At 61.6% G+C, this 23,686-nt stretch carries 25 protein-coding genes; 18 read left to right on the forward strand and 7 right to left on the reverse strand.

Features of this window, described 5'->3' with window-relative positions; all coding sequences use genetic code 11:
• Positions 1–2: 2 nt before the first annotated feature.
• The 4 genes from trpE to trpC all read left to right on the forward strand — a co-directional run bounded on the left by trpE (position 3) and on the right by trpC (position 4,116).
• Positions 3–1,490 (forward strand): anthranilate synthase component I, encoded by a 1,488-nt coding sequence (gene trpE, locus BM344_RS08500; RefSeq protein ID WP_091988261.1) that lies wholly within the window; start codon positions 3–5, stop codon positions 1,488–1,490.
• 16 nt (positions 1,491–1,506) lie between these two features.
• The gene (locus BM344_RS08505) at positions 1,507–2,088 is read left to right on the forward strand and encodes an aminodeoxychorismate/anthranilate synthase component II (RefSeq protein ID WP_091988264.1); all 582 of its coding nucleotides are present in this window, start codon (positions 1,507–1,509) and stop codon (positions 2,086–2,088) included.
• An 11-nt stretch (positions 2,089–2,099) separates the two neighbouring features.
• The gene (gene trpD / locus BM344_RS08510; RefSeq protein ID WP_091988266.1) at positions 2,100–3,128 is read left to right on the forward strand and encodes an anthranilate phosphoribosyltransferase; all 1,029 of its coding nucleotides are present in this window, start codon (positions 2,100–2,102) and stop codon (positions 3,126–3,128) included.
• A 166-nt stretch (positions 3,129–3,294) separates the two neighbouring features.
• The gene (gene trpC / locus BM344_RS08515; RefSeq protein WP_091988269.1) at positions 3,295–4,116 is read left to right on the forward strand and encodes an indole-3-glycerol phosphate synthase TrpC; all 822 of its coding nucleotides are present in this window, start codon (positions 3,295–3,297) and stop codon (positions 4,114–4,116) included.
• Positions 4,117–4,250: 134 nt separating this feature from the next.
• Here trpC and BM344_RS08520 read toward each other — a convergent pair whose 3' ends face one another.
• The 4 genes from BM344_RS08520 to BM344_RS08535 all read right to left on the reverse strand — a co-directional run bounded on the left by BM344_RS08520 (position 4,251) and on the right by BM344_RS08535 (position 7,483).
• The gene (locus BM344_RS08520; RefSeq protein WP_091988272.1) at positions 4,251–4,868 is read right to left on the reverse strand and encodes a DUF4202 domain-containing protein; all 618 of its coding nucleotides are present in this window, start codon (positions 4,866–4,868) and stop codon (positions 4,251–4,253) included.
• A 35-nt stretch (positions 4,869–4,903) separates the two neighbouring features.
• On the reverse strand, positions 4,904–5,521 hold the full coding sequence (locus BM344_RS08525; RefSeq protein WP_091988275.1) for a glutathione S-transferase family protein: 618 nt from the start codon (positions 5,519–5,521) through the stop codon (positions 4,904–4,906).
• Between the two features lie 90 nt (positions 5,522–5,611).
• Positions 5,612–6,346: an alpha/beta fold hydrolase gene (locus tag BM344_RS08530; RefSeq protein WP_091988278.1), complete on the reverse strand. Its 735-nt coding sequence runs from the start codon at positions 6,344–6,346 to the stop codon at positions 5,612–5,614.
• A gap of 36 nt (positions 6,347–6,382) precedes the next feature.
• Positions 6,383–7,483, reverse strand: a complete 1,101-nt coding sequence (locus BM344_RS08535) for a M14 family zinc carboxypeptidase (protein WP_091988281.1) — start codon at positions 7,481–7,483, stop codon at positions 6,383–6,385.
• Between the two features lie 344 nt (positions 7,484–7,827).
• Between BM344_RS08535 and BM344_RS08540 the strand changes: the two genes are divergently transcribed.
• The 4 genes from BM344_RS08540 to BM344_RS08555 all read left to right on the forward strand — a co-directional run bounded on the left by BM344_RS08540 (position 7,828) and on the right by BM344_RS08555 (position 11,947).
• A complete protein-coding gene (locus tag BM344_RS08540) occupies positions 7,828–8,796 on the forward strand; it encodes an ABC transporter substrate-binding protein (protein ID WP_091988283.1) in 969 nt (322 codons plus the stop codon).
• A gap of 94 nt (positions 8,797–8,890) precedes the next feature.
• Positions 8,891–9,925 (forward strand): ABC transporter permease, encoded by a 1,035-nt coding sequence (locus BM344_RS08545; protein WP_091988286.1) that lies wholly within the window; start codon positions 8,891–8,893, stop codon positions 9,923–9,925.
• Between the two features lie 11 nt (positions 9,926–9,936).
• Positions 9,937–10,998 (forward strand): betaine/proline/choline family ABC transporter ATP-binding protein, encoded by a 1,062-nt coding sequence (locus BM344_RS08550; protein WP_091988288.1) that lies wholly within the window; start codon positions 9,937–9,939, stop codon positions 10,996–10,998.
• A 79-nt stretch (positions 10,999–11,077) separates the two neighbouring features.
• A complete protein-coding gene (locus tag BM344_RS08555; protein ID WP_091988291.1) occupies positions 11,078–11,947 on the forward strand; it encodes a substrate-binding periplasmic protein in 870 nt (289 codons plus the stop codon).
• Here the strand turns inward: BM344_RS08555 and BM344_RS08560 are convergent.
• The gene (locus BM344_RS08560) at positions 11,923–12,912 is read right to left on the reverse strand and encodes an META domain-containing protein (RefSeq protein ID WP_091988293.1); all 990 of its coding nucleotides are present in this window, start codon (positions 12,910–12,912) and stop codon (positions 11,923–11,925) included. The two genes, BM344_RS08555 and BM344_RS08560, sit on opposite strands and share 25 nt — an antisense overlap.
• Positions 12,913–13,048: 136 nt before the next feature.
• On the opposite strand from BM344_RS08560, the gene BM344_RS08565 reads away from it, so the two are divergent.
• The 7 genes from BM344_RS08565 (at position 13,049) to BM344_RS08595 (ending at position 19,364) form a co-directional block, all read left to right on the forward strand.
• Positions 13,049–13,804, forward strand: a complete 756-nt coding sequence (locus tag BM344_RS08565; protein ID WP_091988295.1) for a glutathione S-transferase family protein — start codon at positions 13,049–13,051, stop codon at positions 13,802–13,804.
• Between the two features lie 106 nt (positions 13,805–13,910).
• Positions 13,911–14,897 (forward strand): sterol desaturase family protein, encoded by a 987-nt coding sequence (locus BM344_RS08570; protein WP_091988297.1) that lies wholly within the window; start codon positions 13,911–13,913, stop codon positions 14,895–14,897.
• On the forward strand, positions 14,860–15,792 hold the full coding sequence (locus BM344_RS08575; protein ID WP_091988299.1) for an alpha/beta hydrolase: 933 nt from the start codon (positions 14,860–14,862) through the stop codon (positions 15,790–15,792). The genes BM344_RS08570 and BM344_RS08575 overlap by 38 nt, the downstream gene beginning before the upstream one ends.
• 16 nt (positions 15,793–15,808) lie before the next feature.
• Positions 15,809–16,627 carry a molybdate ABC transporter substrate-binding protein gene (gene modA, locus BM344_RS08580; protein WP_091988303.1) on the forward strand — a complete coding sequence of 273 codons (819 nt, stop codon included), beginning with the start codon at positions 15,809–15,811 and terminating at the stop codon, positions 16,625–16,627.
• Positions 16,627–17,307, forward strand: coding sequence for a molybdate ABC transporter permease subunit (gene modB / locus BM344_RS08585; RefSeq protein WP_091988306.1), 681 nt, complete (start codon positions 16,627–16,629; stop codon positions 17,305–17,307). Before modA ends, modB begins: the two co-directional genes overlap by 1 nt.
• Positions 17,304–18,386, forward strand: a complete 1,083-nt coding sequence (modC, locus tag BM344_RS08590; RefSeq protein ID WP_091988310.1) for a molybdenum ABC transporter ATP-binding protein — start codon at positions 17,304–17,306, stop codon at positions 18,384–18,386. Before modB ends, modC begins: the two co-directional genes overlap by 4 nt.
• Before the next feature lie 96 nt (positions 18,387–18,482).
• Positions 18,483–19,364 carry an alpha/beta fold hydrolase gene (locus BM344_RS08595; RefSeq protein WP_091988313.1) on the forward strand — a complete coding sequence of 294 codons (882 nt, stop codon included), beginning with the start codon at positions 18,483–18,485 and terminating at the stop codon, positions 19,362–19,364.
• 67 nt (positions 19,365–19,431) lie between these two features.
• Here the strand turns inward: BM344_RS08595 and crp are convergent, their stop codons facing one another.
• A complete protein-coding gene (gene crp / locus BM344_RS08600) occupies positions 19,432–20,073 on the reverse strand; it encodes a cAMP-activated global transcriptional regulator CRP (RefSeq protein WP_007153756.1) in 642 nt (213 codons plus the stop codon).
• A 272-nt stretch (positions 20,074–20,345) separates the two neighbouring features.
• Here crp and BM344_RS08605 point away from each other — a divergent pair, with 272 nt between their 5' ends.
• From BM344_RS08605 to BM344_RS08615, 3 genes are all read left to right on the forward strand, one after another.
• Complete coding sequence (locus BM344_RS08605) at positions 20,346–20,789, forward strand: OsmC family protein (protein ID WP_091988317.1); 444 nt, start codon at positions 20,346–20,348, stop codon at positions 20,787–20,789.
• A 240-nt stretch (positions 20,790–21,029) separates the two neighbouring features.
• Positions 21,030–21,824: an adenosylmethionine decarboxylase gene (speD, locus tag BM344_RS08610; RefSeq protein ID WP_091988321.1), complete on the forward strand. Its 795-nt coding sequence runs from the start codon at positions 21,030–21,032 to the stop codon at positions 21,822–21,824.
• Between the two features lie 136 nt (positions 21,825–21,960).
• Positions 21,961–22,806, forward strand: a complete 846-nt coding sequence (locus BM344_RS08615) for a pirin family protein (protein WP_091988324.1) — start codon at positions 21,961–21,963, stop codon at positions 22,804–22,806.
• A gap of 10 nt (positions 22,807–22,816) precedes the next feature.
• Here the strand turns inward: BM344_RS08615 and BM344_RS08620 are convergent, their stop codons facing one another.
• On the reverse strand, positions 22,817–23,683 hold the full coding sequence (locus BM344_RS08620; protein ID WP_091988327.1) for a phosphoribulokinase: 867 nt from the start codon (positions 23,681–23,683) through the stop codon (positions 22,817–22,819).
• Between the last annotated feature and the right edge of the window lie 3 nt (positions 23,684–23,686).

A 23,686-nucleotide genomic window follows, 5' to 3' on the forward strand; every position in this document is an offset into this window, starting at 1 on the left:
CCATGACACCCGAGCAATTCGCCGAGCTCGCCGAGGCCGGCTTTAATCGCATCCCCGTGCACCGCGAGGTGCTGGCCGACCTCGACACGCCTCTGAGCACCTATCTGAAACTCGCCAGCGGGCCCTACTCCTACCTGTTCGAATCCGTGCAGGGCGGCGAGAAATGGGGCCGCTATTCCATCATCGGTCTGCCCAGCCAGGAAGTTCTGAAGGTCTTTGACCACCGGGTTGAAATCAGCCGCGGCGGCGAGATCGTGGAAGCCGAAGACGTGGACGACCCGCTGGCCTTTGTCGAGGCCTATCAGAAGCGCTTTCACGCGCCGGACCTGGACGAACTGCCCCGGTTCAATGGCGGCCTGGTGGGTTACTTCGGCTACGACACCGTGCGCTACATCGAGAAGCGCCTGCGCCAGAGCTGCCCGCCAGACAAAATCGGCACGCCGGACATCCTGCTGATGGTGTCCAACGAGATCGTGGTGTTCGATAACCTGCGTGGCAAGCTGCACCTGATCGTCCACGCCGACCCCGCCGTGGACGGCGCGTTCGACAAGGCCCAGATCCGCATCGATGAACTGGAGGGCCGACTGCACCGCCAGACCGCCGATGCCCCGCGCACGCCGGAACACCTGCGTGGAAACGTCGTCGACGAGAGCGATTTTGTCTCCGGTTTCAGCCAGGACAAATTCGAGGCCGCCGTAGACAAGATCAAGGGCTACGTGCTGGACGGTGACGTGATGCAGACCGTGATTTCCCAGCGCATGTCGATTCCCTTCGAGGCGCCACCACTGAACCTGTACCGATCACTGCGGGTACTGAACCCGTCGCCCTACATGTATTTCCTGGATCTGGGGGACTTCCACATCGTGGGTTCCTCCCCGGAAATCCTGGCCCGGGTGGAAGACGAAGAGGTTACCGTGCGGCCCATCGCCGGCACCCGCAAGCGCGGCGCCACCGATGCCGAGGACAAGGCCCTGGAAGCGGAACTGCTGGCCGACCCGAAGGAAATTGCCGAGCACCTGATGCTGATCGACCTGGGCCGTAACGATGCCGGACGGGTCTCTGAGACAGGCACCGTGCGCCTGACCGACAAGATGATCGTGGAGCGCTACTCCCACGTGATGCATATCGTCTCCAACGTCACCGGCCGCCTGAAAGACAACACCAGCTGCCTGGACGTGCTGCGCGCCACTCTGCCGGCCGGCACCCTCAGTGGTGCCCCCAAGATCCGGGCCATGGAGATCATCGACGAGCTGGAGCCGGTAAAGCGCGGCGTCTACGGCGGCGCCGTGGGTTACCTGTCGTTCAACGGCAACATGGACACGGCTATCGCCATCCGCACCGCCGTAATCAAGGACAACACCCTGCATATCCAGGCTGGCGCCGGCGTGGTGGCCGATTCGGTGCCCCGCCTCGAGTGGAAGGAAACCATGAACAAGGGCCGCGCCATTTTCCGGGCGGTGGCCATGACCTACAACGATTTCGACCACTGAGGCGGAGGAACGGATTATGTTGCTGATGATCGATAACTACGATTCCTTCACCTACAACGTGGTGCAGTACCTGGCCGAGCTGGGCGCCAATGTGCAGGTTTACCGGAACGACGAAATCACCATTGAGCAGATTGAAGCCCTGAATCCAGAGCGGCTGGTGATTTCTCCGGGCCCCTGCACCCCCAACGAAGCCGGCATTTCCATGGCAGCCATCCGGCACTTCGCCGGCAAGCTGCCCATCCTCGGAATCTGTCTGGGTCATCAGGCCATCGGGCAGGTCTACGGTGGTGACATCATCCGCGCCGGTCGGGTGATGCACGGCAAGGTCTCCCCGGTATTCCACAAGGACACCGGCGTGTTCCGGGGCCTGAGCAACCCGCTGCAGGCCACCCGCTACCACAGCCTGGTGATCGACAAGACCACCCTGCCCGACTGCCTGGAAGTGACCGCCTGGACCCGCAATGACGACGGGTCCATTGAGGAAATCATGGGCGTTCGCCACAAGACCCTGCCCATCGAGGGCGTGCAGTTCCATCCAGAGTCTATTATGACGGAACAGGGCCACGAGCTGCTGCGCAACTTTCTGAGAACACACTAAGAGGCCGACACATGGACATGAAAGAAGCTCTCAACCGCATTGCCTCCAACCTGGACCTGTCCCGGGAGGAAATGAAGGATGTGATGCGCATCGTCATGAACGGCGAGGCCACCGACGCCCAGATAGGCGCGTTTCTCATGGGGTTGCGCCTGAAGAGCGAAACCATTGATGAAATTACTGGCGCCACCGAAGTCATGCGCGAGCTGGCCACCGGGGTAACGGTGAAGGCTGAGCCGCTCATCGACATCGTGGGCACCGGCGGTGACGGCGCCAACCTGTTCAACGTGTCGTCGGCCGCGTCGTTCGTAGTGGCGGCCGCCGGCGGTTTTGTCGCCAAACACGGCAACCGGGCGGTGTCGTCCAAGAGCGGCAGCGCCGACCTGCTCGAGAAGCTGGGTATCAACCTGAGCATGAAGCCGGAGGAAGTGGCCCGTTGCGTTGAGGAAATCGGTGTCGGCTTCATGTTCGCCCCCGCCCATCATGGCGCCATGAAGCACGCCATTGGCCCCCGCAAGGAGCTGGGCTGCAGGACCATTTTCAACATTCTGGGCCCGATGACCAATCCGGCGGGGGTAAAACGCCAGCTGATCGGTGTGTTCACCAAGGAGCTTTGCCGGCCCATGGCCGAAGTGCTTTACCGGCTCGGCGCCGAACACATTATGGTGGTGCACTCAAAGGATGGCCTGGACGAAATCAGCCTGGCCAGCGCCACCCATGTGGCGGAACTCAAGGACGGCAAGGTGACCGAATACGACATCACCCCCGAAGATCTGGGCATCAAGAGCCAGTCGCTGGTTGGTCTAACTGTCGATACCGCCGAGGATTCCCTGAAACTGATCAAGGCTGCGTTCGGTCGTGGCCACGATGAAATGGCCGAAAAGGCCCGGGACCTGATTGCCCTGAATGCCGGCGCCGCGATTTACGTGGCGGGTCTGGCCAAGACGCCGAAAGAGGGTGTGGAGCTGGCCCTGGATGCCATGGGCTCTGGTCTCGCCGCCGGCAAGATGTCGGAGCTGGCTGACTTTTCTCAGTGCTTTTGATCGGATAAGCCTGCCGGATTTCGGCAGGACGACCCGGTGGGGCAGGGCTTTCCAAAACACGCCCGTGAATACGTCCCTGTAGGGCTTGGCGTCAGCCATCCATGGCTGACGACAGTTTTGGAAAGCCCTGCCCCACCGGCTCTCGCTAACTACTTGCAGGCCGCTAATGACTGAACGACATTTGGATAAAACACCGACAATCCTACGCAAGATTGTCGATCGAAAGTGGGAAGAGATTGACGAGCGGAAACAGAAGGTTTCCATTGCAGACCTGAAAGCCATGGCGGGGGACCAGCCGCAGGCCCGGGGGTTTGCCAACGCCATGCGGCAGCGCATTGAGCAACAAACACCTGCGGTTATCGCGGAGATCAAGAAAGCCTCACCCAGCAAAGGTATTTTGCGGGATCCTTTCGAACCGGCAGTGATCGCCGAGAGCTATGAAAACGGCGGCGCGGCCTGTCTGTCCGTGCTCACCGATCACGACTTCTTCCAGGGCCACGAGGACTATCTGGTGGCCGCCCGCAATGCCTGCAGTCTCCCGGTGATCCGCAAGGACTTCATGGTCGCCCCCTACCAGGTCTACGAAAGCCGGGCCATTGGCGCCGACTGCATCCTGCTGATTGCTGCCTGTCTGACCAAAGACCAGATGCAGGAGCTGGAAGGCATTGCCCACGAGATTGGGCTGGATGTGTTGGTGGAGGTGCACGACGGTGAGGAGCTGGACGATGCGTTGACGCTGACGACGCCTCTGGTGGGCATCAACAACCGCAATCTGCACACCTTCGAAGTGTCCCTGGACACCACGTTTGACCTGCACGAGCGGATTTCACAGGACCGGCTGACCATCACCGAGAGCGGCATCATGACGCGCAGCGATGTAGAAGCGATGACTGCTCGCGGGATTTACGGTTTCCTTGTGGGGGAATCGTTTATGCGAGCAGAAGAGCCTGGTTCAAAATTACGGGAACTGTTTTTCCCCGCAGCCTGACTCCATCAGATGGGGCGAGTCGGCGGGTGGAGCTTTCCAAAATCGTGCGGAGCCATGGATGGCGGAGCCGAGCGTACAGGGAGGTATTCACAGCGTATTTTGGAAAGCTCTACCCGCCGACTTGCATACTCCAATCAGGCCCCAGGTTCAGCTAAAGCCTCCTGCAAAAGTTCCAGAAGGTGCGCCGGCATCCCCTCCGCCAGTTTCAGGGCGGCCTCGTGCCCACGGGGCGACATCTTGCCCCAGGTGCGGCGCACGATGCGCAGCCATTTGTCGCGGTCGTAGTCCGCCTTTTCCTCGTAAAAATCCGCGAAGTACTTCTCCAGGAACACCATGCAGGCCACGTCTTCCAGCAACTGGGTGTCGGCGTCCTTGCGCAGCTCCCGCTTGGTCAGGATGGTCTCTACCCTGTCGCACTCCTCCTGCGGGTAGCCGCAGCCGGCCATGATCTCCGCGGCCCGCTTGCCGTGCATCCGGCCGCAGGCCTGGCGCCATTGATAATAGGCTTTCCGGCCTTCCGGGTAGTCGCTACGAGGCAAGGTCCAGCGCTCAATGTGCTGGGCCCGGCAAGCGATCTGCATGCGCTCGGAGGGCGCGGATTCAAGCTCGAACAGCCAGCGTGTCATATGCAGGCTGTAGGCGTATTCCTTGGGCAGGTGCTCTCCGCCGAATGACTCCTGGTTGGGATCGGCCTTATTTGCCATGTCGATCGCGGCCAGCGCACACTCGAGTCTTGAATCCGTGGTGGTCATTGGGTCTCTCTTCTGGTTCCGGAACCGGCCGGGGCTCAGGCCTGGGCCGAGGGACGTTCCTTGATGCGGTCGTACCAGGCCTGCAGGTTGGTCTGCTCAGGCTGGATGCGGATACCCACCACCCGGGCAAAGGCCACCGTGGTGAAGGCGTTGATGTCGGCGGCGGTGAAGCGGTCGCAGCAGATGTATTCCTTACCTTCCAGTTGCTTGTTGAGGAAATGCATGAACTTCTCGACGTTCTTGCCGCACTCCTCGCCCCATTCCTTGATCGGGTTCATGCGGTCCTTGAAGTAGCCGGTCGTGTGCTGGAAGCACATGCCGGTGGGCATGAAGAAATAGTATTCGATCCAGCGCAGCCACTGTTCCAGCTGTGCCTTTTCCAGCGGGGTGTCCCCCAGCAAGCTGGGTGTGTCCGGGTAGCTTTCTTCGAAGTAGCGGCAGATCGCCATGGTTTCGGCGATGCAGGTACCGTCGTCCAGTTCCATCACCGGGACTTTCTTCATCGGGTTGCGGGCAGCATATTCAGGGGTCAGGTTCTCGCCCTTCTGCAGGTCGATCTCGATGAACTCGGCCTTGTCCAGCAGGCCTTTCTCGGCCATGAACATGCGTACTCGACGGGGATTCGGGGCGGTTCTGGTTTCGAAGATTTTCATTGTTGTTGGCTCCGTTCCTTTATTCAGCGGCGTTGGCGGTTCAAGGACAGAAGACTGACCGGAAAGAACGGTTGCGTCAAGCAACCGGGATTACCGGGTCAGCCACTGATGCATTCGGCTGATGACCCATTCAGGGTCGTCCAGCGGCAGGTCATGGCCAGCATCCGGATGCAACTTGAGGGTCCACTGCCAGCGCTGCTCCAGGGCCGCACTGCAACGCCAGTGCGCAATCCGGTCACCCCGGCTGGCCAGCAGCAGGGCATCCGGAAGCGGGCGTTTTTCAGCAGGACGGAAACGGGCGGCCGCGGAGAGCTGGTTCAGTGCATTCCGCGCACTGACCGGTCGCTGGCGCTGGGTGCTGTACCACCGTTTGGCCAGTTCCAGGGTCACCTCTCGGTTGGAGGTGAGCCGTAGGATATCCCGCTCACGGTCAAACAGTTCCCGTCGAGCCAGTAGCCGGAGAATCCGGGGCCAGGCACCGGGGCGCATGCGCTGCCAGGGGGGGCTGAAGCCAGAACTGGTATTGATCAGTACCAGATTCTGGATCTCACCCTCGATGGCCTGCTGGGCCCAGTCCATGGCGACCATCCCACCCATGGAGAGTGCCAGCAGGCTGAATGGCCGGGGAATGTGGTCGACCTGCCGGATAACCCGCTGCCGGATCCCGGCGATGGTGTCCGGACTGTCCTCACGGAAGTGGACACCGGTACCGGGCAGGTCCACTGCATGAAACTGGTGCCCCGGAAACGCGTCCTTAAGGCGTGCGGGGAAGTCCCCCCAGTGGGCCTGTTCCCGCGTCAATCCGCGCAACAGAATCCAGTGCATAGGTTCGTCCTGTCGGGTTGCCACGCCACCGCGGGCTTATTGGGTGTCCCGGTACCAGTGCATGATGGCCGCTTCCCTCAGCATGGACTCCTCCTCGTGAGCCGGCAACCAGTTCTCGTGGCTGGCCGCTGCATTCACCAGGAAATCCATCCAGGTGAGGTGGCTGCGCAGCACCCGCTGGTGCCGGTGCGGCACCAGGGGATTGAACAGACCATCCAGACGCAGCAGTTGCCGGGGTCGTTTCCGGATCCAGCGCCAGGATCCCATCTCAAGGGTCAGCGGCAGGAACACACCGGCGTTCTCCCGGTTTACCTGCTTGTAGAAATAATCCCAGAGGTCCCCGTGGGTGAGGTAGTGGCGCGACTGGGGTTCGAACCGGTAATTGTGGTTCGGGTAGGCCTGTTCCCAGATCAGTTTCAGCGCCATCACCGAGGCGATCCGGCGCATGGGTCGACGGCGATAGGCGTAAGGAAACCAGATCTGGTCCTGCCAGCCGAAGCCCGAGTGGCAATCAAGGGCGACACTGAACGGACGACCGGGCAGCAGTTCGCGGATCACCGTTTCCAGGGCCCGGTTTTCGGTTTCCATACCCTGCTCCGGGTCGCCCGTGTACCAGGGCAGCCGGGGCGACAGGCGCTGTCCACCAAGCAGGAAAGCGCTGCGGTCCTGAGCGGTAATGGGCGCGTTACGCATCAGGTCCACCCCGTTGGGGTTGCTGCGCTGGTTCAGGTACATGCCGCCGGGATTGAGAATCGGCAGCAGGGTAATCCGAACGGTTTGCAGCAGCTGTGCCAGGTGCTGATCCCAGGTCACCCGCGCCAGCAGCGACCGCAGCCAGGCCATCACCACCTGGCTACCGATACGCTCAAGCCCGTGCACTCCGCCAACCACCAGCACCACCGGTGCATCCGGCCGGGTTGACCCGATATCGGCCCGGTAGATCGGCAGCGACAGCTCCTTGAGCGCCACTCGCGCAACCAGATCGGTGGTCACCAGCGCCGGCGCTTCCGCCAGCAGCCTCTCCAGGCTCACCAGCTCCGGCAGGAAGGTGCGCAACAGCCGCCGCTGGCGACCATCCCGGCAAGCCTGTTCACGGGCAATAGCGGTGTGGGGTGTCAGGTCGCGCAATTCGGTCATCGGCATCTCCGGTACAGGGACGCCTCAGGGTAGCGGGCAATTGCTACAAATTGTTGACGGTACCAGCAGCCAACCTGTCCGCAAACCAGACGGATTTTCGTTACACCCTTGTAACTGAGCTGAGGTTCGTTATCCTAAAGAATAAGCATTAACCGAGACTTCTGTTTTGCCTGACCTCAACAGCACGCTGAAAACGGCTGTTATCCCGGTCCTTACGGACTGCGGCTCCTCTGTACTGGAAGTTACACCGGCAACGGTGTGTAAACTGGCGCCGGCCCCCGGCCCGACGCAACCACCAGACCCATTCTCAAAGAATCACAAACCCTGAAAAAGGAGAAGTGACCATGCGAAAGCTCACGTCCGCTGCAATGCTTTGCGCCTTATCCATTCCCGCCGTCGCCCAGGCTGACTGCGGCGAGGTGTCCATCACCGAAATGGGCTGGGCGTCCAATACGGTGGTCACCAACGTTGCCACCTTCATCATGGAGCAGGGCTATGGCTGCGACGTCACCATCGTGCCCTCCGATACCGTGCCTGCGGTAACGTCGGTCGCCGAAAACGGAGAGCCGGATATCGTCACCGAGCTTTGGCTGAACTCCGCCGGCGAGGCCTACCTGCGCCTGGAAGAACAGGGCAAGGTCGAGCGTCTCGGCAAGGTGCTTGATCCGGGCGGTGTTGAAGGCTGGTGGATTCCGACCTACCTGGCCGAGAAACACCCAGAACTCAAAACCATTGAGGGCGTGATGGCCAACCCCGAGCTCGTTGGCGGTCGCTTCAACAACTGCCCGGACGGCTGGGGCTGTCGCGTGGTCAGCGATAACCTGGTTCGTGCTCTGGACCTGGAAGAGTCCGGCATTGAAGTGTTCAACCATGGCTCCGGCGAGACCCTGGCATCCTCCATGGCGTCTGCGGTACAGAACGAGGAGCCCTGGTTCGGCTACTACTGGGGCCCGACCGTACCGCTGGGCAAATACGACATGACCAGGGTCGATCTCGGTGAGATCAAGCCCAAGGTGCACCAGAAGAACCAGACCCCCGACGTGGACAATCCCGGTGTGTCTGACTTCCCCGCCGCCACCGTGCTGACTTCTGTCACCTCTGATTTCAAGGAGCGTGAGCCGGAAGTGGCCGAGATGCTCAGCAAGCTGACCTTCCAGACCTCCACCATGAGCTCGATCCTGGCCTGGATGGACCAGAACAACGCCTCTGGCGAAGAGGCCGCGGTCTACTTCCTGACCAACAACCGCGATGAGTGGTCAAGCTGGCTGAACGACTCCGCTCGGGAGCGTCTGGCAAGCGTTCTGAATAACTGATCACCTGCCCCGCCCGGGCCAATGCCTCATGGCCCGGGCAACCCTCCGCACAATCACACTGAATTCAGACGCGCGCAGGAGAGACTGAACGCCCATGGCAACCTACGACCCACTGTTTTCCGCCCTCGGCCTTGAGGACTGGTGCTCCGAAGGCAAGAGTGACGGCCCCATGTCGATGGCCGATCTGCTGGCTAAAACCAAGGGCAAGGAAGCCGAAGACCCTTCCATCTGGGAACTGCCGTTCCCGTCGATGGATGCATTGAACGAATCCTGCGCCGCGTTTCCGCAGTCCAGGGAGCTGACCAAGGGGCTGGAACAGGGTTTCCTGGCGATCAAGGACAGCCTCAGCCTGGTGCTTGATCCGCTGACCCAGCCTCTCAGCTGGTTCCTGGACGGTGCCCTGTACGCCATGCTGAACACGCCCTGGTGGATCGTTATTCCGGTTCTGCTGGGCATCGTTTTTCTGGTCACCAAATCCTGGAAGCTGGTGGCGTTCGTGGGCGGCAGTGTCATGCTGCTGGCGTTCATCGACCACTACGACTACGCCATGCAGACGCTGGCGATCATTTTTGTATGCGCCTTCCTGTGCGTGTTGATGGGGGTGCCCATCGGCATTGCCATGGCACGAAGCAACACCCTGCAGCGCATGATCGTACCCATACTCGACATGCTGCAGACCCTGCCCCCCTTCGTGTATCTGATACCGCTGATCTTTCTGTTCAGCGTCACCGAATCGAAACTCTACGGCATCGCCATCATCCTGTACGCCATCGTGCCGGTGATCCGGCTGACCAACCTGGGCATCCGCCTGGTGGACAAGGATGTGATCGAGGCCGCCGACGCCTTTGGCATGACCCCGCGCCAGAAGCTGTACAAGGTACAGATACCCCTGGCGCTGCCCAACATCATGGCCGGGGTCAACCAGACCATCATGATGAGCCTGGCCATGGTGGTGATTGCCTCGCTCGTGTCTGCACCCGGTCTCGGGGTGCTGGTACTCCGGGGCATCCGCAACCTGGAACTGGGCGTGGGCCTGGTGTCCGGTCTCGGCATTGTCATCCTGGCCGTGATCCTTGACCGGGTGACCAAGGCATCGCTTGCCCGAATCAACGTTTCCCAGAAGCAGTGAGGAGCCAGATCATGGCAAAAGACATCAAGATTTCGATCCGGAACCTCTACAAGATCTTCGGTCCGAGCCCGGACGTGGCTCTGGAATACGTGCGCAAGGGCATGGGGAAGGCGGGACTGCTGGAGCAGCAGAAACACGTGCTTGGTCTGCGGGACATCAACGTGGATATGCACGATGGCGAGATCACCGTGATCATGGGCCTCTCCGGCTCAGGTAAGTCCACGCTGATCCGCCACCTAAACCGCCTGATTGACCCCACGGCGGGCGAGATCCGGGTGGATGGCGAGGATGTCATGAGCTATTCGGAGGAACAGCTGCGCCGCCTTCGCCGTGAACGCATGTCGATGGTGTTCCAGAAGTTCGCCCTGTTGCCTCACAAAACCGTGCTGGAAAACGCCGGCATGGCCAAGGACATTCGCGGCTACACCACCTCGGATTTCGAGGCGGATGCCCGCAAGTGGCTGGCCCGGGTGGGCCTGGAGGGCAACGAACACCAGTACCCACACCAGCTCTCCGGCGGCATGCAGCAGCGGGTGGGCATTGCCCGGGCGCTGGTCTCCGACGCCCCGATCATGCTGATGGACGAGGCCTTCTCGGCACTGGACCCGCTGATCCGCTCCGACATGCAGGATCTGCTCCTGGAACTGCAGGGTGAGCTGCATAAGACCATAGTGTTCATCACCCACGATCTCGACGAAGCGCTTAAGCTTGCCGATCATCTGGTGATCCTGAAGGACGGCGAGGTGGTGCAGCAGGGCGACCCGCAGCACATACTGCTGGAGCCGAACGATCCCTACATTGTCGACTTCATCAGCGATATCAACCGGGCCCGGGTACTCCGGGTGCGCTCGATCATGAGCAAATCCGGTCAGGCCGGCGACAACAACTACGCCGGCGATGTCACCGAGCAGGACAACCTCGAAACCGTGCTCAAGGTGTCTGAGGGTGACATGACCCTGTGTTTCCGGGTAATGCGGGAGGGCGAACAGGTAGGCACACTGCACATGAAGGATCTGGCGCGGGCCCTGGTGCCCACGGCAGCGTCTGCCGATCGGGACAAAAACGCCGCCTGAAGCCAGGCGACCGTTACAAAAGACGCGCCACGAACTATGCTTACAGGAGAAGTATCCCTTCCCTGCTGGAACGAAGATCGTGGCAAGAATCCTGTTCTGCTGCTTGGCCCTGTTCCTGGCTGCCTGCTCGGAGCCTGAGGATCCCCCCGTTCCGGTCATGGAAGTGGCGGCCGAGACCGCCACGGGGTTAGAACCGGAGTCAGAACCGGAGTTAGAACCTGAGCCAGAACCGGCGCCACGGTCACCCCGGACCATCACCATTGCCGCCGACCCCTGGTGCCCGCACAACTGCGAGGCCGGTACCGATCATGAGGGCTACATGATCGACATTACCCGGGAAGCGTTTGCCCGGGCGGGCATCGAAGTGGAATACGTCAACATGAGCTGGGCGCGGGCCCTGCAACTGGCCCGGGAAGGCCATATGGACGCCGTGGTGGGCGCACTGCCGGCGGATGCCCCGGATTTCGTGTTTCCGGAGGAAGCCATCGGCCATACCACCATCGCCCTCTACACCCATCCGGACAGCGACTGGCAATACGCCGGCGTCGAATCCCTGGCCGGCGTCATCCTGCTTGCCATCAACGGCTATGCCTACTCGCCGGAACTGGATGCCTACATTACCCGCTACCAGGACGATCCCGAGCGGGTCTGGATCCTGTCCGGGCCGGCCCCCCTGGGGCGGGCCATCGAATTGCTGTACAAGCGACGCTCCGATGTATTCCCCGAGGACCGCTTTGTCATGGCCTGGGAACTGGCACAGGGCGGCGATACCCGGACGCTCAGATTGGCCGCCGTGCTCCACCAATCGCCTCTGTATGTCGCCTTCTCACCAGCCCGCGATGAGTCCCTGCGGCTGGCCACCCTGCTGTCCGAGGGCACTCGGGCCCTGCAGGCCTCTGGCCGGGCCGAACAGATCCTCGGCCGCTACGGGCTGTCCTGGTCGGATTGAAATGCGCGGATAACCTTTCCCCCGGCGGAAGTCAGCAGCAACTCCCCCTGTTGCCCGATGCGGATGTCCGTAGCCGCCTGAAGAATATCCAGGAACCTCTGTTCCTGGGTCATCAGAGCTGGTGCACAGGCCATGCGCGTGGCCGCTACCGGTCCCACTTCAATGCCCTCGCCCCTGAGCGCATAACTGCCGGTGTAGTGGTTGCAGGACGCCCGGCCGGCGATGCGGTTGTTGTCGAGAAACTCGATGGTGACTCGCGAGCGGTCAATGATACCGGTGTCGCCGATATCCTCGACAATCCAGACGGCTCCCCGGAACAGGCGCTGACGGTCGCCACCGCAGCCGCTGTAGGACTCGCCATCCACAGTCAGGCGAACCTGGGCCGGATACTGGGCGCCGGACATGCTGTCCTGGCAGAGCTGCCGTGCGATGGTCAGGCTCACGTCCAGTTCATCAACGGTCGTTGTGTAGGTTCGACCGTGCCGGTTAGCGGTATCCAGGGTCACTGGCAGCCGGCGGGTACCCCGCTCTTCGAAGGGGCGGGTCAGCAGCAGTTCCCCGTCTTCAATGGTGGCGTGCCAGAATGGCTCGTTGCCCCGGGCTTCAAAGGGCATCTCGATATCGCCGGGCTTCAGGCATTCCGGGTAGGACCGCCCGCCGATGGTCAGGGTCGCCCGCTGGCCTTTGCTCCAGAACCGGGTGTTGTCATCGCCGGGCGCCACATACAGTGCTCCGGAGGCGCTTACCGCGGGTTTAAGTAGCAGGCGGCGGTCGAGGTAATTGATTCCGAGCAGATCGCTGCCCTCGGTGCCAGCCACCTGGATCTCCAGCTGGCCGCAATGGTAGGTTCCGAAGGAGGTTTCGGGTGCGCTTTTGGTATTGCCTCCGGGCAGCGTCGAGCAGGCGGAGGCCAGCCACCCGGCACAGGTAACGACGGACAGCGTCAGAACTCGTCGTAAATACATGGTCAGTTCCCTTGTTCGCATGATGTTCGGACCACAGTTTAAATGGCCCGGCCACCACAGGCCAATGCCATGACATCCCAAGCTTCTTATCCGGCGGCGTCGGCAGTATGCTAGCCCAAACCATCAGGAGGCCGCCATGGCGCTGAAACTCTACCAATTTGCCATTTCCCACTACTGCGAAAAGGTTCGCTGGGCCCTGGATTACAAGGGCATCAACCATGAGACAGTCAATCTGTTGCCCGGCCAGCACATCAAGACGATTCGCCGGCTGACCGGACGCGAGTCGTCAGTGCCGGTGATTGATCACGACGGCCAGGTTGTCCAGGGGTCCTCCCGCATACTGGACTACCTGGATGAAACCTTTCCGGAGCATCCACTGACCCCGGCCGATCCGGTCGAGCGCGAGCAGACCCTAGCCTGGGAACGCCGGCTGGATGAAGAAGCCGGGCCGGCGATTCGCTGCTACTCCTACCACCATTTCCTGAAACGCCCCAAGGTCGTAGTGCCGATGCTGGCGGCGGGCACGCCTTTTTACAATCGCATTCTGCTCAGCCTGGCCTTCAGCCGGGTGGACGAGGTGATGCGCCAGTGGATGAAAATCAACGAAAAAACGGCGGAGCAATCCCGACTGACCATGGAGGGTCTGCTGACCGAGCTTGAGCAGATCTATGGCTCCCGGTCGTTTCTGGTGGGTGATCGCTTCTCCCGCGCAGACCTGACCGCCGCCGCGCTGTTTGCGCCCATGTTCCAGCCAGCCCAATACCCGGTTCCCTGGCCCAAAGCCAAGCGTATCCCCAAGGACATCCAGGCCTGGCTGGACCAGTGGCAACCGCAGCTGACCACGCTGGCGGCTGTCTACCGGGACCACCGTGGCGGCGGTGCCAGCCGCTGATCCGGGGCTGTCGGAAATGGTCAACGGAACTGGCGGGAACCGACATTCCCCGGCGCCGGTTCCGTGCCAGAATAGCAACACCATTCCCTGACCCCGGCGGTGTTCCATGGCCCTGACCGACATGATGCTGGCAGTGCTTGAAGACAGTGGCCTGTTGTCCCTGTGGCAGTGGGCGGCGCCCTGGCTGGCGCTGGATGAGCGGCAACTGATCTTCGTGATTGCCACCCCCCTGTTCATTGCCGTGACCCTGTGGGAATACCTGCGGATACGCCATAACCCCTGCCTGATGGATGCCCGCGAAGCGGTAAGGAATTTTGCCCTGGGTGCCGGCTACCAGATTACCGAACTGCTGTTCGCGGGGATCATCGCGTTTCCCGTATACGCCCTGTGTTACCACTACCGCCTGCTGGACCTGGAACTGAATGGGCTCACCGCCTTCCTCACTTTTCTGGGTGTGGATTTCTGCTTCTACTGGATGCATCGGGCGAGCCACCGGGTGCGCTGGTTCTGGGCGGCACACGTGGTCCATCACTCATCGGAGCGTATGAACTTCTCCACCGCCATGCGCCAGAACGCCACCAACATTTTCAACGGCATGTGGGTGTTCTACCTGCCCATGGCGCTGATTGGTTTCAATCCTGTTTGGATTGGTGTCGCCTATGCATTGTCGCTGGTGTACCAGTTTTTCATCCACACCACGCTGGTGGGCAAACTGCCGGCCTGGGTCGAGGCGATCTTCAACACTCCCAGCCACCACCGCGTACACCATGGCCGCAATCCTGGCTACATCGACCGCAACTACGGCGGTACGCTCATCATCTGGGACCGGCTGTTCGGCACCTTCGTGGACGAAAAAGCGCAGGAACCGCCGGTGTACGGCATCACCCGCCCCGTCGACTCCACCAACCTGATTGTGCTCTGGACCCACGAATACGTGGACCTGTTCCGCGACATGGCCCGACCGGGCGGATTATGGTCTCGCCTTACCCATCTTTGGAAACCGCCGGAGTGGCAGCGCCCGGCAAAGGACGACAACAACAAGGAACCGGGCGGATATGACCGACACACACCCACTGAGTCTGGACACCCCTGACCAGCACACCATCACTGGCAGCCTGACGACACCCGCCAACCCTGCCGGCGTTCTGGTGATCAGCCATGGCATGGCCGAACACGGTGACCGCTACGCGCCCCTGGCCCGCTGGCTCGCGGACCGGGGCCTGGCAGTCATCACCTACCATCATCGCGGCCACGGCACCGGTTGTCCGGCGACAGCCCTTGGCCATTACGCCGACACCCGGGGCTGGCTCAGGGTCATCTCTGACCTGCATCAGGTCATCCAGTACGCTCGGGCCCGTTTCCCCGGGTTGCCGCTGCACCTGTTGGGGCACAGCATGGGCTCGTTCATCGCACAGAGCTACGCGCAGCAGCACGGTGATACCCTGGACAGCCTGATCCTGAGCGCCACCAACCGGATTGATCGCCGCCAGCTGCTGGCGTCCGGGGCGCTGGTTCGCCTGATCCGGCTGGTGCGGGGCAAAGGCCACCGCAGCCGACTGGTGGCACGGCTGACCTTCGACCAGTTCAACCACCGGTTCCGCCCTAACCGGACTTCGGCGGACTGGCTGAGCCGCGATCCGGAACAGGTTGACCGCTACATTGCCGATCCGCTCTGCGGCTTCACCTGTACGGTGGGGCTCTGGCAGGATTTCATCGGAGGCATGCTCGGCATTCGCCCCTCGCTCTGGCGGAAGAACCTGCCCGTGCACCTCTTCTCCGGCACGGCGGACCCGGTCGGGGAAATGGGGCGGGGCGTCCGCCGTCATTTCCAGGCCATTCGCGAGGCAGGCATCGAGAACGTGACCCTGCGGTTGTTTGAGGGCGGGCGCCATGAGATGCTCAACGAAATCAACCGCGACGAAGTCTGGCAGTACTTGCATTCCCTGTGTCTGTACAGGGAAAATCAAGCCGGTCAGTCAGCCGCCTAACAGTAAGTCCTGCGCCATGCCAGAGCCCCGAGACGCCCAACGCCTGTTCCGCCCCGGGCCATGGACGACGTTCACGATGACGGTGCTGCTCTGGGCGGCGGGTACGCTGGCCATTGCGGGTGAAGTCAGTCTTGGCGTGGCCGCCAACTTTACCGACACCACCCGGGATCTGATCAAGCGCTTCGAGGCCGACACCGGCCACAGGGTCTCGGCCAGTTTCGGTTCCACCGGCAAGCTTTACGCACAGATTCGCAACGGGGCACCGTTCGACGTTTTCATGGCGGCCGACGCCCGGCGACCAGAGCTGATCGAACGGGACGGAGCCGGAGTCCGGGGCAGCCGATTTACCTACGCCCGAGGCAGACTCGCGCTCTGGAGCCCGACAAAGGACGCGTTCAGCAGTGGCGAGGTCTATCTAGAAGAGCAGTCCTTCGCGCGGCTGGCCATGGCCAATCCCAAGACCGCGCCCTACGGCCTGGCTGCCCGCCAGGTTCTGGAACATCTTGGCCTATGGCAGCCGCTGCAGACCAAACTCGTGCGCGGAGACTCCATCGCCCAGGCGTTCCAGTTTGTGGTCAGCCGCAACGCCCAGGCAGGCTTCGTTGCAATGTCCCAGGTCATCGCCTGGGAGGCGGCGCTGACGCCGGAAGAGCGGGGCACCCTTTGGCAGATCCCGCAACGTTTATACCAGCCCATTGACCAGCAGGTGATCCTGCTTGCCCATGGCGCCGATAATGACGCCGCCCGGTCATGGATGGCGTTCCTGCAGTCAGAAGCGGCCATGGCCATTATTCGCGACTATGGCTACGACATCGGACAGACAACGGCTGAGTGATGCTTGAAACCTATTGGGACCCGGTCTGGCTGACCCTCAAGCTGGCCACCACCACCACCCTTTTGCTGCTGCTTGTGGGCACGCCCATTGCCTGGTGGCTGGCCCGCACCGAGCACTGGCTGCGCCAGCCAATCGCGGCCATCGTCGCGCTGCCCCTGGTGCTGCCACCCACCGTGCTTGGTTTCTACCTGCTGCTGGTTATGGGCCCCGAAGGCTGGGTCGGCCAGTTGACCGAGGCGCTCGGCATCGGACTGTTACCGTTTACGTTCGAGGGTCTGGTGGTGGCCTCGGTGATCTACTCCCTGCCATTTACCGTCCAGCCACTGCAGAACGCCTTCGAATCGGTGGGCGACCGGTTTCTGGAAGTGGCCGCCACCCTGCGTGCAGCCCCCTGGGACCGGTTTCTGTTCGTTGCCGTGCCCCTGGCGCGAAACGGTTTCCTGACCGCCGCCGTGCTGACGTTCGCGCACACCATTGGTGAGTTTGGCGTGATCCTGATGATTGGCGGCAACATTCCCGGCGAAACCAAGGTACTGTCAGTCGCCATCTACGATCACGTGGAGTCCCTGGAATACCTTGAAGCCCACTGGCTGTCCGCAGGCATGGTGGTTTTCTCCTTTGTGGTATTGGTCACCCTCTACGCGCTGAACGGCAAGGCCCGTTCGGGAGCCCTGCGATGAGCGCCAGCGACTCCATCTGCGCCCGCTTCCGCTGCGCTTTTCCGGGCTTTACCCTGAACGTTGACCTGACCCTGCCCGGGACCGGTATCACTGCCCTGTTCGGCCACTCGGGGTGTGGCAAGACCACGCTGTTGCGCTGCATGGCCGGCCTGCACAGTGCCGACGGCACCATGACCGTGCTGGGCGAGCCCTGGCAAACGCCGCGAACGTTCCTTCCGGTGCACAAACGTCCACTGGCCTATGTCTTCCAGGAAACCCACCTGTTTCCCCACCTGAACGTACGCAAGAACCTGGAATTCGGGTATCGGCGCATCCCGGCAGCGCAGCGCCAGATCAGCTTTGACGACGCCGTGAGCTGGCTGGGCCTTGAGACCCACCTGACCCGAATGCCAGCGGGACTCTCGGGCGGCGAGCGCCAGCGGGTGGCCATTGCCCGCGCCCTGCTCACCAGCCCCAGGCTACTGCTGATGGACGAACCCCTGTCCGCGCTCGACAAGGTCAGCAAACAGGACATCCTGCCCTATCTGGAACGCCTGAGGGACGCCCTGGCCATTCCGATTGTTTACGTATCCCACTCCACGGCTGAGGTGGCCCGCCTCGCGGACCACCTGGTGGTGCTTGAGGATGGCAAGGTAGTGGCCAAAGGCCCCATGCGGGAAACCCTGTCCCGGCTGGATAACCCGTTTCGTCTCGACGACGACGCCGGCGTCCTGGTGGAAGGCACCATCGCCGAGCTGGACGAGCACTGGCATCTGGCCCGTTTCGAGTTCAATGGCGGAACGCTCTGGCTGGGCCGCGACAACGGTATGCAACCCGGAGACCGGGTGCGTGTCCGGCTGCTGGCCCGGGACATCAGCCTGGCGCTCGACCGGCACCCGAACCAGAGCATCCAGAACCTGATTCCGGCGACCATTGACCGGATCGAACCGGATGTCACCCCCGGCATCAGCATTGCAAGGCTGCTCGCAGGACCAACCCCGGTGCTGGCCCGCCTCACCACGAGAGCCGTGGACCAGTTGGCATTGGCGCCAGGTCGGTCGGTGTGGATGCAGATCAAATCAGTGGCCCTGGCCGACTGACACCGGCGGCATGGCAGTTGGCCCGCTCTGCCATAGGGTCGGCCCAGCCTCGTGGTTACTCTGGGTCTGTCATCTTCAGCCACGCAGGCCCACATCGTGAAGGAACAGAGAGCACACTGGATTACCAGCGGAGATCTTGTTATCCACGCCGTCGCGGAGGGCCATCCGGAGGCCACGCCACTGGTGCTGGTGCACGGTTACCCAGACAATCATCAGGTATGGGATCAGGTAGCCTCCGCCCTGAGCCGGGACTACCTGGTGATCCGCTACGATGTTCGCGGTGCCGGCCGGTCTGACAAGCCCCGACGCACCCGGGACTATCGACTAACTGCGCTGGCCAGCGATCTGCAAGCGGTGGTGGACACGCTGATTCCCGGCCGGGAGTTTCACCTGGTGGCCCACGACTGGGGCTCGATCCAGAGCTGGGAGTCGGTCACCGGAGGTCCGCTGCAGGGGCGTATCCGGTCCTTCACCTCCATCTCCGGTCCCTGCCTGGACCACGTCGGTTTCTGGATCCGGAGCCAGCTGGCGACACCCGGGGCGGAGGGGCTCGGCAAGGTCCTGCGGCAGTTCGCCAGTTCCTGGTATGTGTTCCTGTTCCAGATTCCGCTGTTACCCGAGGCCATCTGGAATGCCGGACTGGACCGCTACTGGCCGGACTACCTCCGGACCCGGGAGCAGGTCACCGATGCCCGTTTCAGCGACGCACAGAAGGCGGACGGGGCCTACGGAGTGAAACTCTACCGGGCCAATTTCCTGCCAAGGCTGCTGAGGCCACGCCGCAGGGTAGCAACATGCCCCGTGCAGGTACTGGTGCCAACCCGGGATGCCTATGTTCGACCGCACTTGAACGAGCACCTGGAGCGGTGGGCCGGCAAACTGACCGTTCGGGAACTCGATGCGCCCCACTGGGCCCTGTTGACGCAGCCTGAAGCGGTATCCGGCGCCGTCCGGTCATTCATCATCAGCCAGGCCTGAACGCCCGGCCCACAAAAAAGGCCGCTGTCTGCAGCGGCCTTTTCCGGCTGTTCGAGTACCGATTCTGCTAGCGGGTGCCGTACACCACCATGGTCTTCCCCTTTACGCGTACCAGCCCCTGGTCTTCCAGGGTCTTCAGGACCCGACCCACCATCTCCCGGGAACAACCCACAATGCGGCCGATTTCCTGACGGGTGATTTTGATCTGCATGCCGTCCGGATGCGTCATGGCATCCGGCTCCTTGCACAGGTCCAGCAGGGTACGGGCAACGCGGCCAGTCACGTCGAGAAACGCCAGGTCGCCAACCTTACGGGTGGTCTGGCGCAAACGGGACGCCATCTGCTCGCCGATGAAGTACAGCACCCGGGGGTCCTGCTGGGCGATTTCCCGGAACTTGGTGTAGCTGATTTCCGCCACTTCGCACTCGGTTTTGGCCTTCACCCAGGCGCTTCGGGAGTCCATGTTGTCGAACAGCCCCATTTCACCAAAGAAATCACCGGCGTTGAGGTAGGCCATGATCATTTCGCGGCCATCGTCGTCCTCGATGATGACGGTCACTGATCCCTTGACGATGTAGAACAGGGAATCGCTCTTGTCACCGGCGTAGATAATGGTGCTCTTGGCTGGATAACGGCGGCGATGGCACTGCGAAAGGAAATAGTCGAGATGCTTGGTTTTCTGCTCAACCGGCTTGACGATAGTGGCCATAATGCGAGTCGTGCCTCCTCAGATGCTGGCGGATCCCAGTGTTTTTTTATTCACCCGGCTTTCCCTGCGGGTTTGGTGTTTTTTCTTGCAAAACTGCGCAACTTATAACAAGAAGGCCTGTTTCGGGCAACCGGAAAGAGTATACAACATGTATCCGGAAACCACCTGCCCGGCTGCCCCTGACAGCCGGTTATGCTAGCATCCGGGCTCATATCGTCGTTATCCGGGCCGTCGCCACAACCGGCCCCCGCAACCACCAGGGAGAAAGCCCCATGAAAGCAACCGTCGACTGGACCGGCAACGCCAGTTTCAGAACTACCAGCGGCAGTGGCCACAGCGTGCAGCTGGACGGGCCGCCGGATCACGGCGGTGAAAACCTGGGCCCACGTCCGATGGAAATGCTGCTGATGGGCCTGGGAGGCTGCTCATCGTTCGATGTTATGAGCATTCTCAAGAAAAGCCGCCAGGAAGTGACCGCCTGCCACGCGGAGCTGGAGGCAGAGCGGGCCGATGCGGTGCCGGCGGTATTCACCCGCATTCACCTCCATTTCGTGGTTACCGGCCACAACCTCAAGGAGAGCCTGGTTAAGCGCGCGGTGAGCCTGTCAGCGGAAAAATACTGCTCCGCTTCGATCATGCTGGAAAAAGCGGGCGTGGAGATCAGCCACAGCTACGAGGTTCATGAGGCCGGCACCGCAGCGGAAGCCGGTGCCTGAGGCTCGGCTCATACCGGTGCTCCGGAGCGGCCGCCACGCCCGGAATGCAACGGAAATCACGGATGCTAAAATGTCCTTGCGAATACTATTCAACATCACCTGCGGTGTGCATAATACGCACCCTCTCCGCCGGTCTGCGCAAAAGGTGAACAACCCGGTCAGTAGTCGGTGGCGGCCTCGGCAGGACCCAACAGACAGGGCCCTGAAGACATTCATCTCCACGATCGGGAGGGGCTGAGCATGGAATCAAAACTCCAGCTGCATGGTTTCAACAATCTGACCAAATCCCTGAGCTTTAATATCTACGACATCTGTTATGCGCAGACCGAAGAGCAGCGCCTGGCCTACATTGATTACATCGACGAGATGTACAACGCCGAGCGTCTGACCCAGATCCTCACTGATGTGGTCAAGATCATTGGCGCCAACGTGCTTAACATTGCACGCCAGGACTACGAGCCTCACGGCGCTTCAGTGACCATGCTGATTGCCGAGCACGAACTGACCAGCGGCGAGGAGCCCGACAACGAGGAATCCCCCGGCCCGCTGCCCGATACCATTGTCGCGCATCTCGACAAAAGCCACGTGACCGTGCATACCTATCCGGAAAGCCACCCCCACGACGGCGTTAGCACCTTCCGGGCCGACATCGATGTCTCCACCTGTGGCCTGATCTCGCCACTGAAGGTCTTGAACTATCTGATCCACAGCTTCGACTCCGACGTGGTCACCGTGGATTACCGGGTGCGCGGTTTCACTCGCGATGTCGACGGCACCAAGCACTACATCGATCACGACATCAACTCGATCCAGAACTATCTGACCGAGGATACCCAGAACGCGTATCAGATGATCGACGTGAACGTGTACCAGGAGAACCTGTTCCACACCAAGATGATGCTGAAGAACTTCAACCTGGATAACTACGTGTTTGGCGTCAATGCCAGCGACCTCGACCCGAAGGAAGCCCAGTCCATTGAGGACCGTCTGCGTCGGGAAATGCTTGAAATCTTCTATTCCCGCAACGTGGAATAACTGGTGATCGGTGGTGGCCCAGTCCGGCCACCACCGATCCTTCAGTTTTTTTGATCCCACCCGCCAGATTTCTGCGTTTTATTCTCGCCTCCTGTCCCGTTCTAATAGTGTTATTGGTTAACGAGAGGAGGACATCATGACCCAGCGTTCCCTGAAACAGACAATCCCGGCCCTGGAAACCTCCGATGGCGCTGGCGTGCGCATTAAGCGCTCCATCGGCCAGCATCAGAGCATCCGCCTGGATCCATTTCTGATGCTCGACGAATTCGGCTCGGCGGAAGCGGCCGATTACATCGCCGGCTTTCCTTCGCACCCCCACCGTGGTTTTGAGACCGTCACCTACATGATCGAGGGCCACATGCTGCATGAGGACCACCTTGGTAACCGGGGCGATCTGCGCAACGGCGGCGTGCAGTGGATGACCGCCGGGCGCGGCATCATCCACTCCGAGATGCCCCAGCAGGAAGAAGGTGTGATGCGAGGGTTCCAGCTTTGGCTGAATCTGCCAGCGGCCGAAAAGATGGTGGAAGCGGGTTACCGGGACATCCAGCCCGAGGAAATCCCGGTCATCGCGTTCTCCGGCGGTACCGTGAAGCTGATCGCCGGTACGCTGCAGGTTGGCGGGGAAACTCACCTGGGCGCCATGCCGGGGCGCAGCACCCAGCCGCTGTATGCGGATATTCACCTGAAGCCTGAAGGCACCGTGACACTGCCGATCCCCGGAACCCACAACGGCATGCTGTATCTGTACGAGGGGACCGCCCACCTGGGTGAATCGGCCCTGAAACGGAGCGCGGCGTCTGTCCTCGGCAAGGGCGACGAGATCACGTTGTCGGCGGGAGCGGAGGGCGCACGGCTGCTGCTGATCGCTGGCAAGCCCATTGGCGAACCAGTGGTCCAATACGGGCCGTTCGTGATGAACACCCGCGAGGAAATCGAGCAGACGCTCAGGGACTACCGGGACGGTCGCCTTACCGCCTGAGCCCGACCATTCAGGCGAAGGGCTTTCTCGCCATCAGCCGCTGCACCATGGGCCTGACGATAAGGTCCATGGCCAGCGGCATTTTTGTGCCTGGAATTACCAGGGTGTCATGGCGAGAGAGGGAGCTGCCAGGGATCACCTGCAACAGGTACGAGAACGACACCTCCGAGGTATCCCGGAACCGGATCACGATCATGCTTTCGTCTTCGGTGGGCACGTCACGGACGACAAACGGGTTGGACGTGTCCACCAGCGGAATGCGCTGGAAGTTGATGTGGGTGTGGGAGAACTGGGGCACGATGTCGTGCACGTAGTCGTCCATACGGTTGATGATAGTCTCCACCACGGCTTCCTGGCTGTAGCCGCGCTTGTGGGTGTCCCGGTGGATCTTCTGGATCCACTCCAGGTTGACGATCGGCACCACCCCGATCAGCAGGTCCACGTACTGGGCGATGTTGTAGGTGTCGCTCACCACACCCCCGTGCAGGCCCTCGTAGAACAGCAGATCGGTTTCCGGTGGCAGCGGGCCCCAGGGGGTGAAGGTTCCGGGTTTGTGGCCAGCGGCGACCAGGTCCCGATCCTCGTCGTGCACGTACTGCCGATAGCGGCCGTTGCCAGTATGGCCATAGTCGTAAAACAGGGCTTCGAGCTTGTCGATGTGGTTGGCCGCCAGGGCGAAGTGGTTGCGCTCCCCGAACTGGCCTTTGGCCGCCAGCCGGGCCATCTGCTCACGGTTGTAGCGGTGAAAGCTGTCGCCGCTGACCGTGGCCGCCCGGATACCTTCACTGGCAAACAGCCGGCTGAAGATCTGGCCAGTGGTGGTGGTACCGGCACCCGAGGAGCCGGTAACCGCGATGATCGGATGACGTTTTGACATAGG

This window comes from Marinobacter gudaonensis, from assembly GCF_900115175.1.
Taxonomy (GTDB): Bacteria; Pseudomonadota; Gammaproteobacteria; order Pseudomonadales; family Oleiphilaceae; genus Marinobacter; species Marinobacter gudaonensis.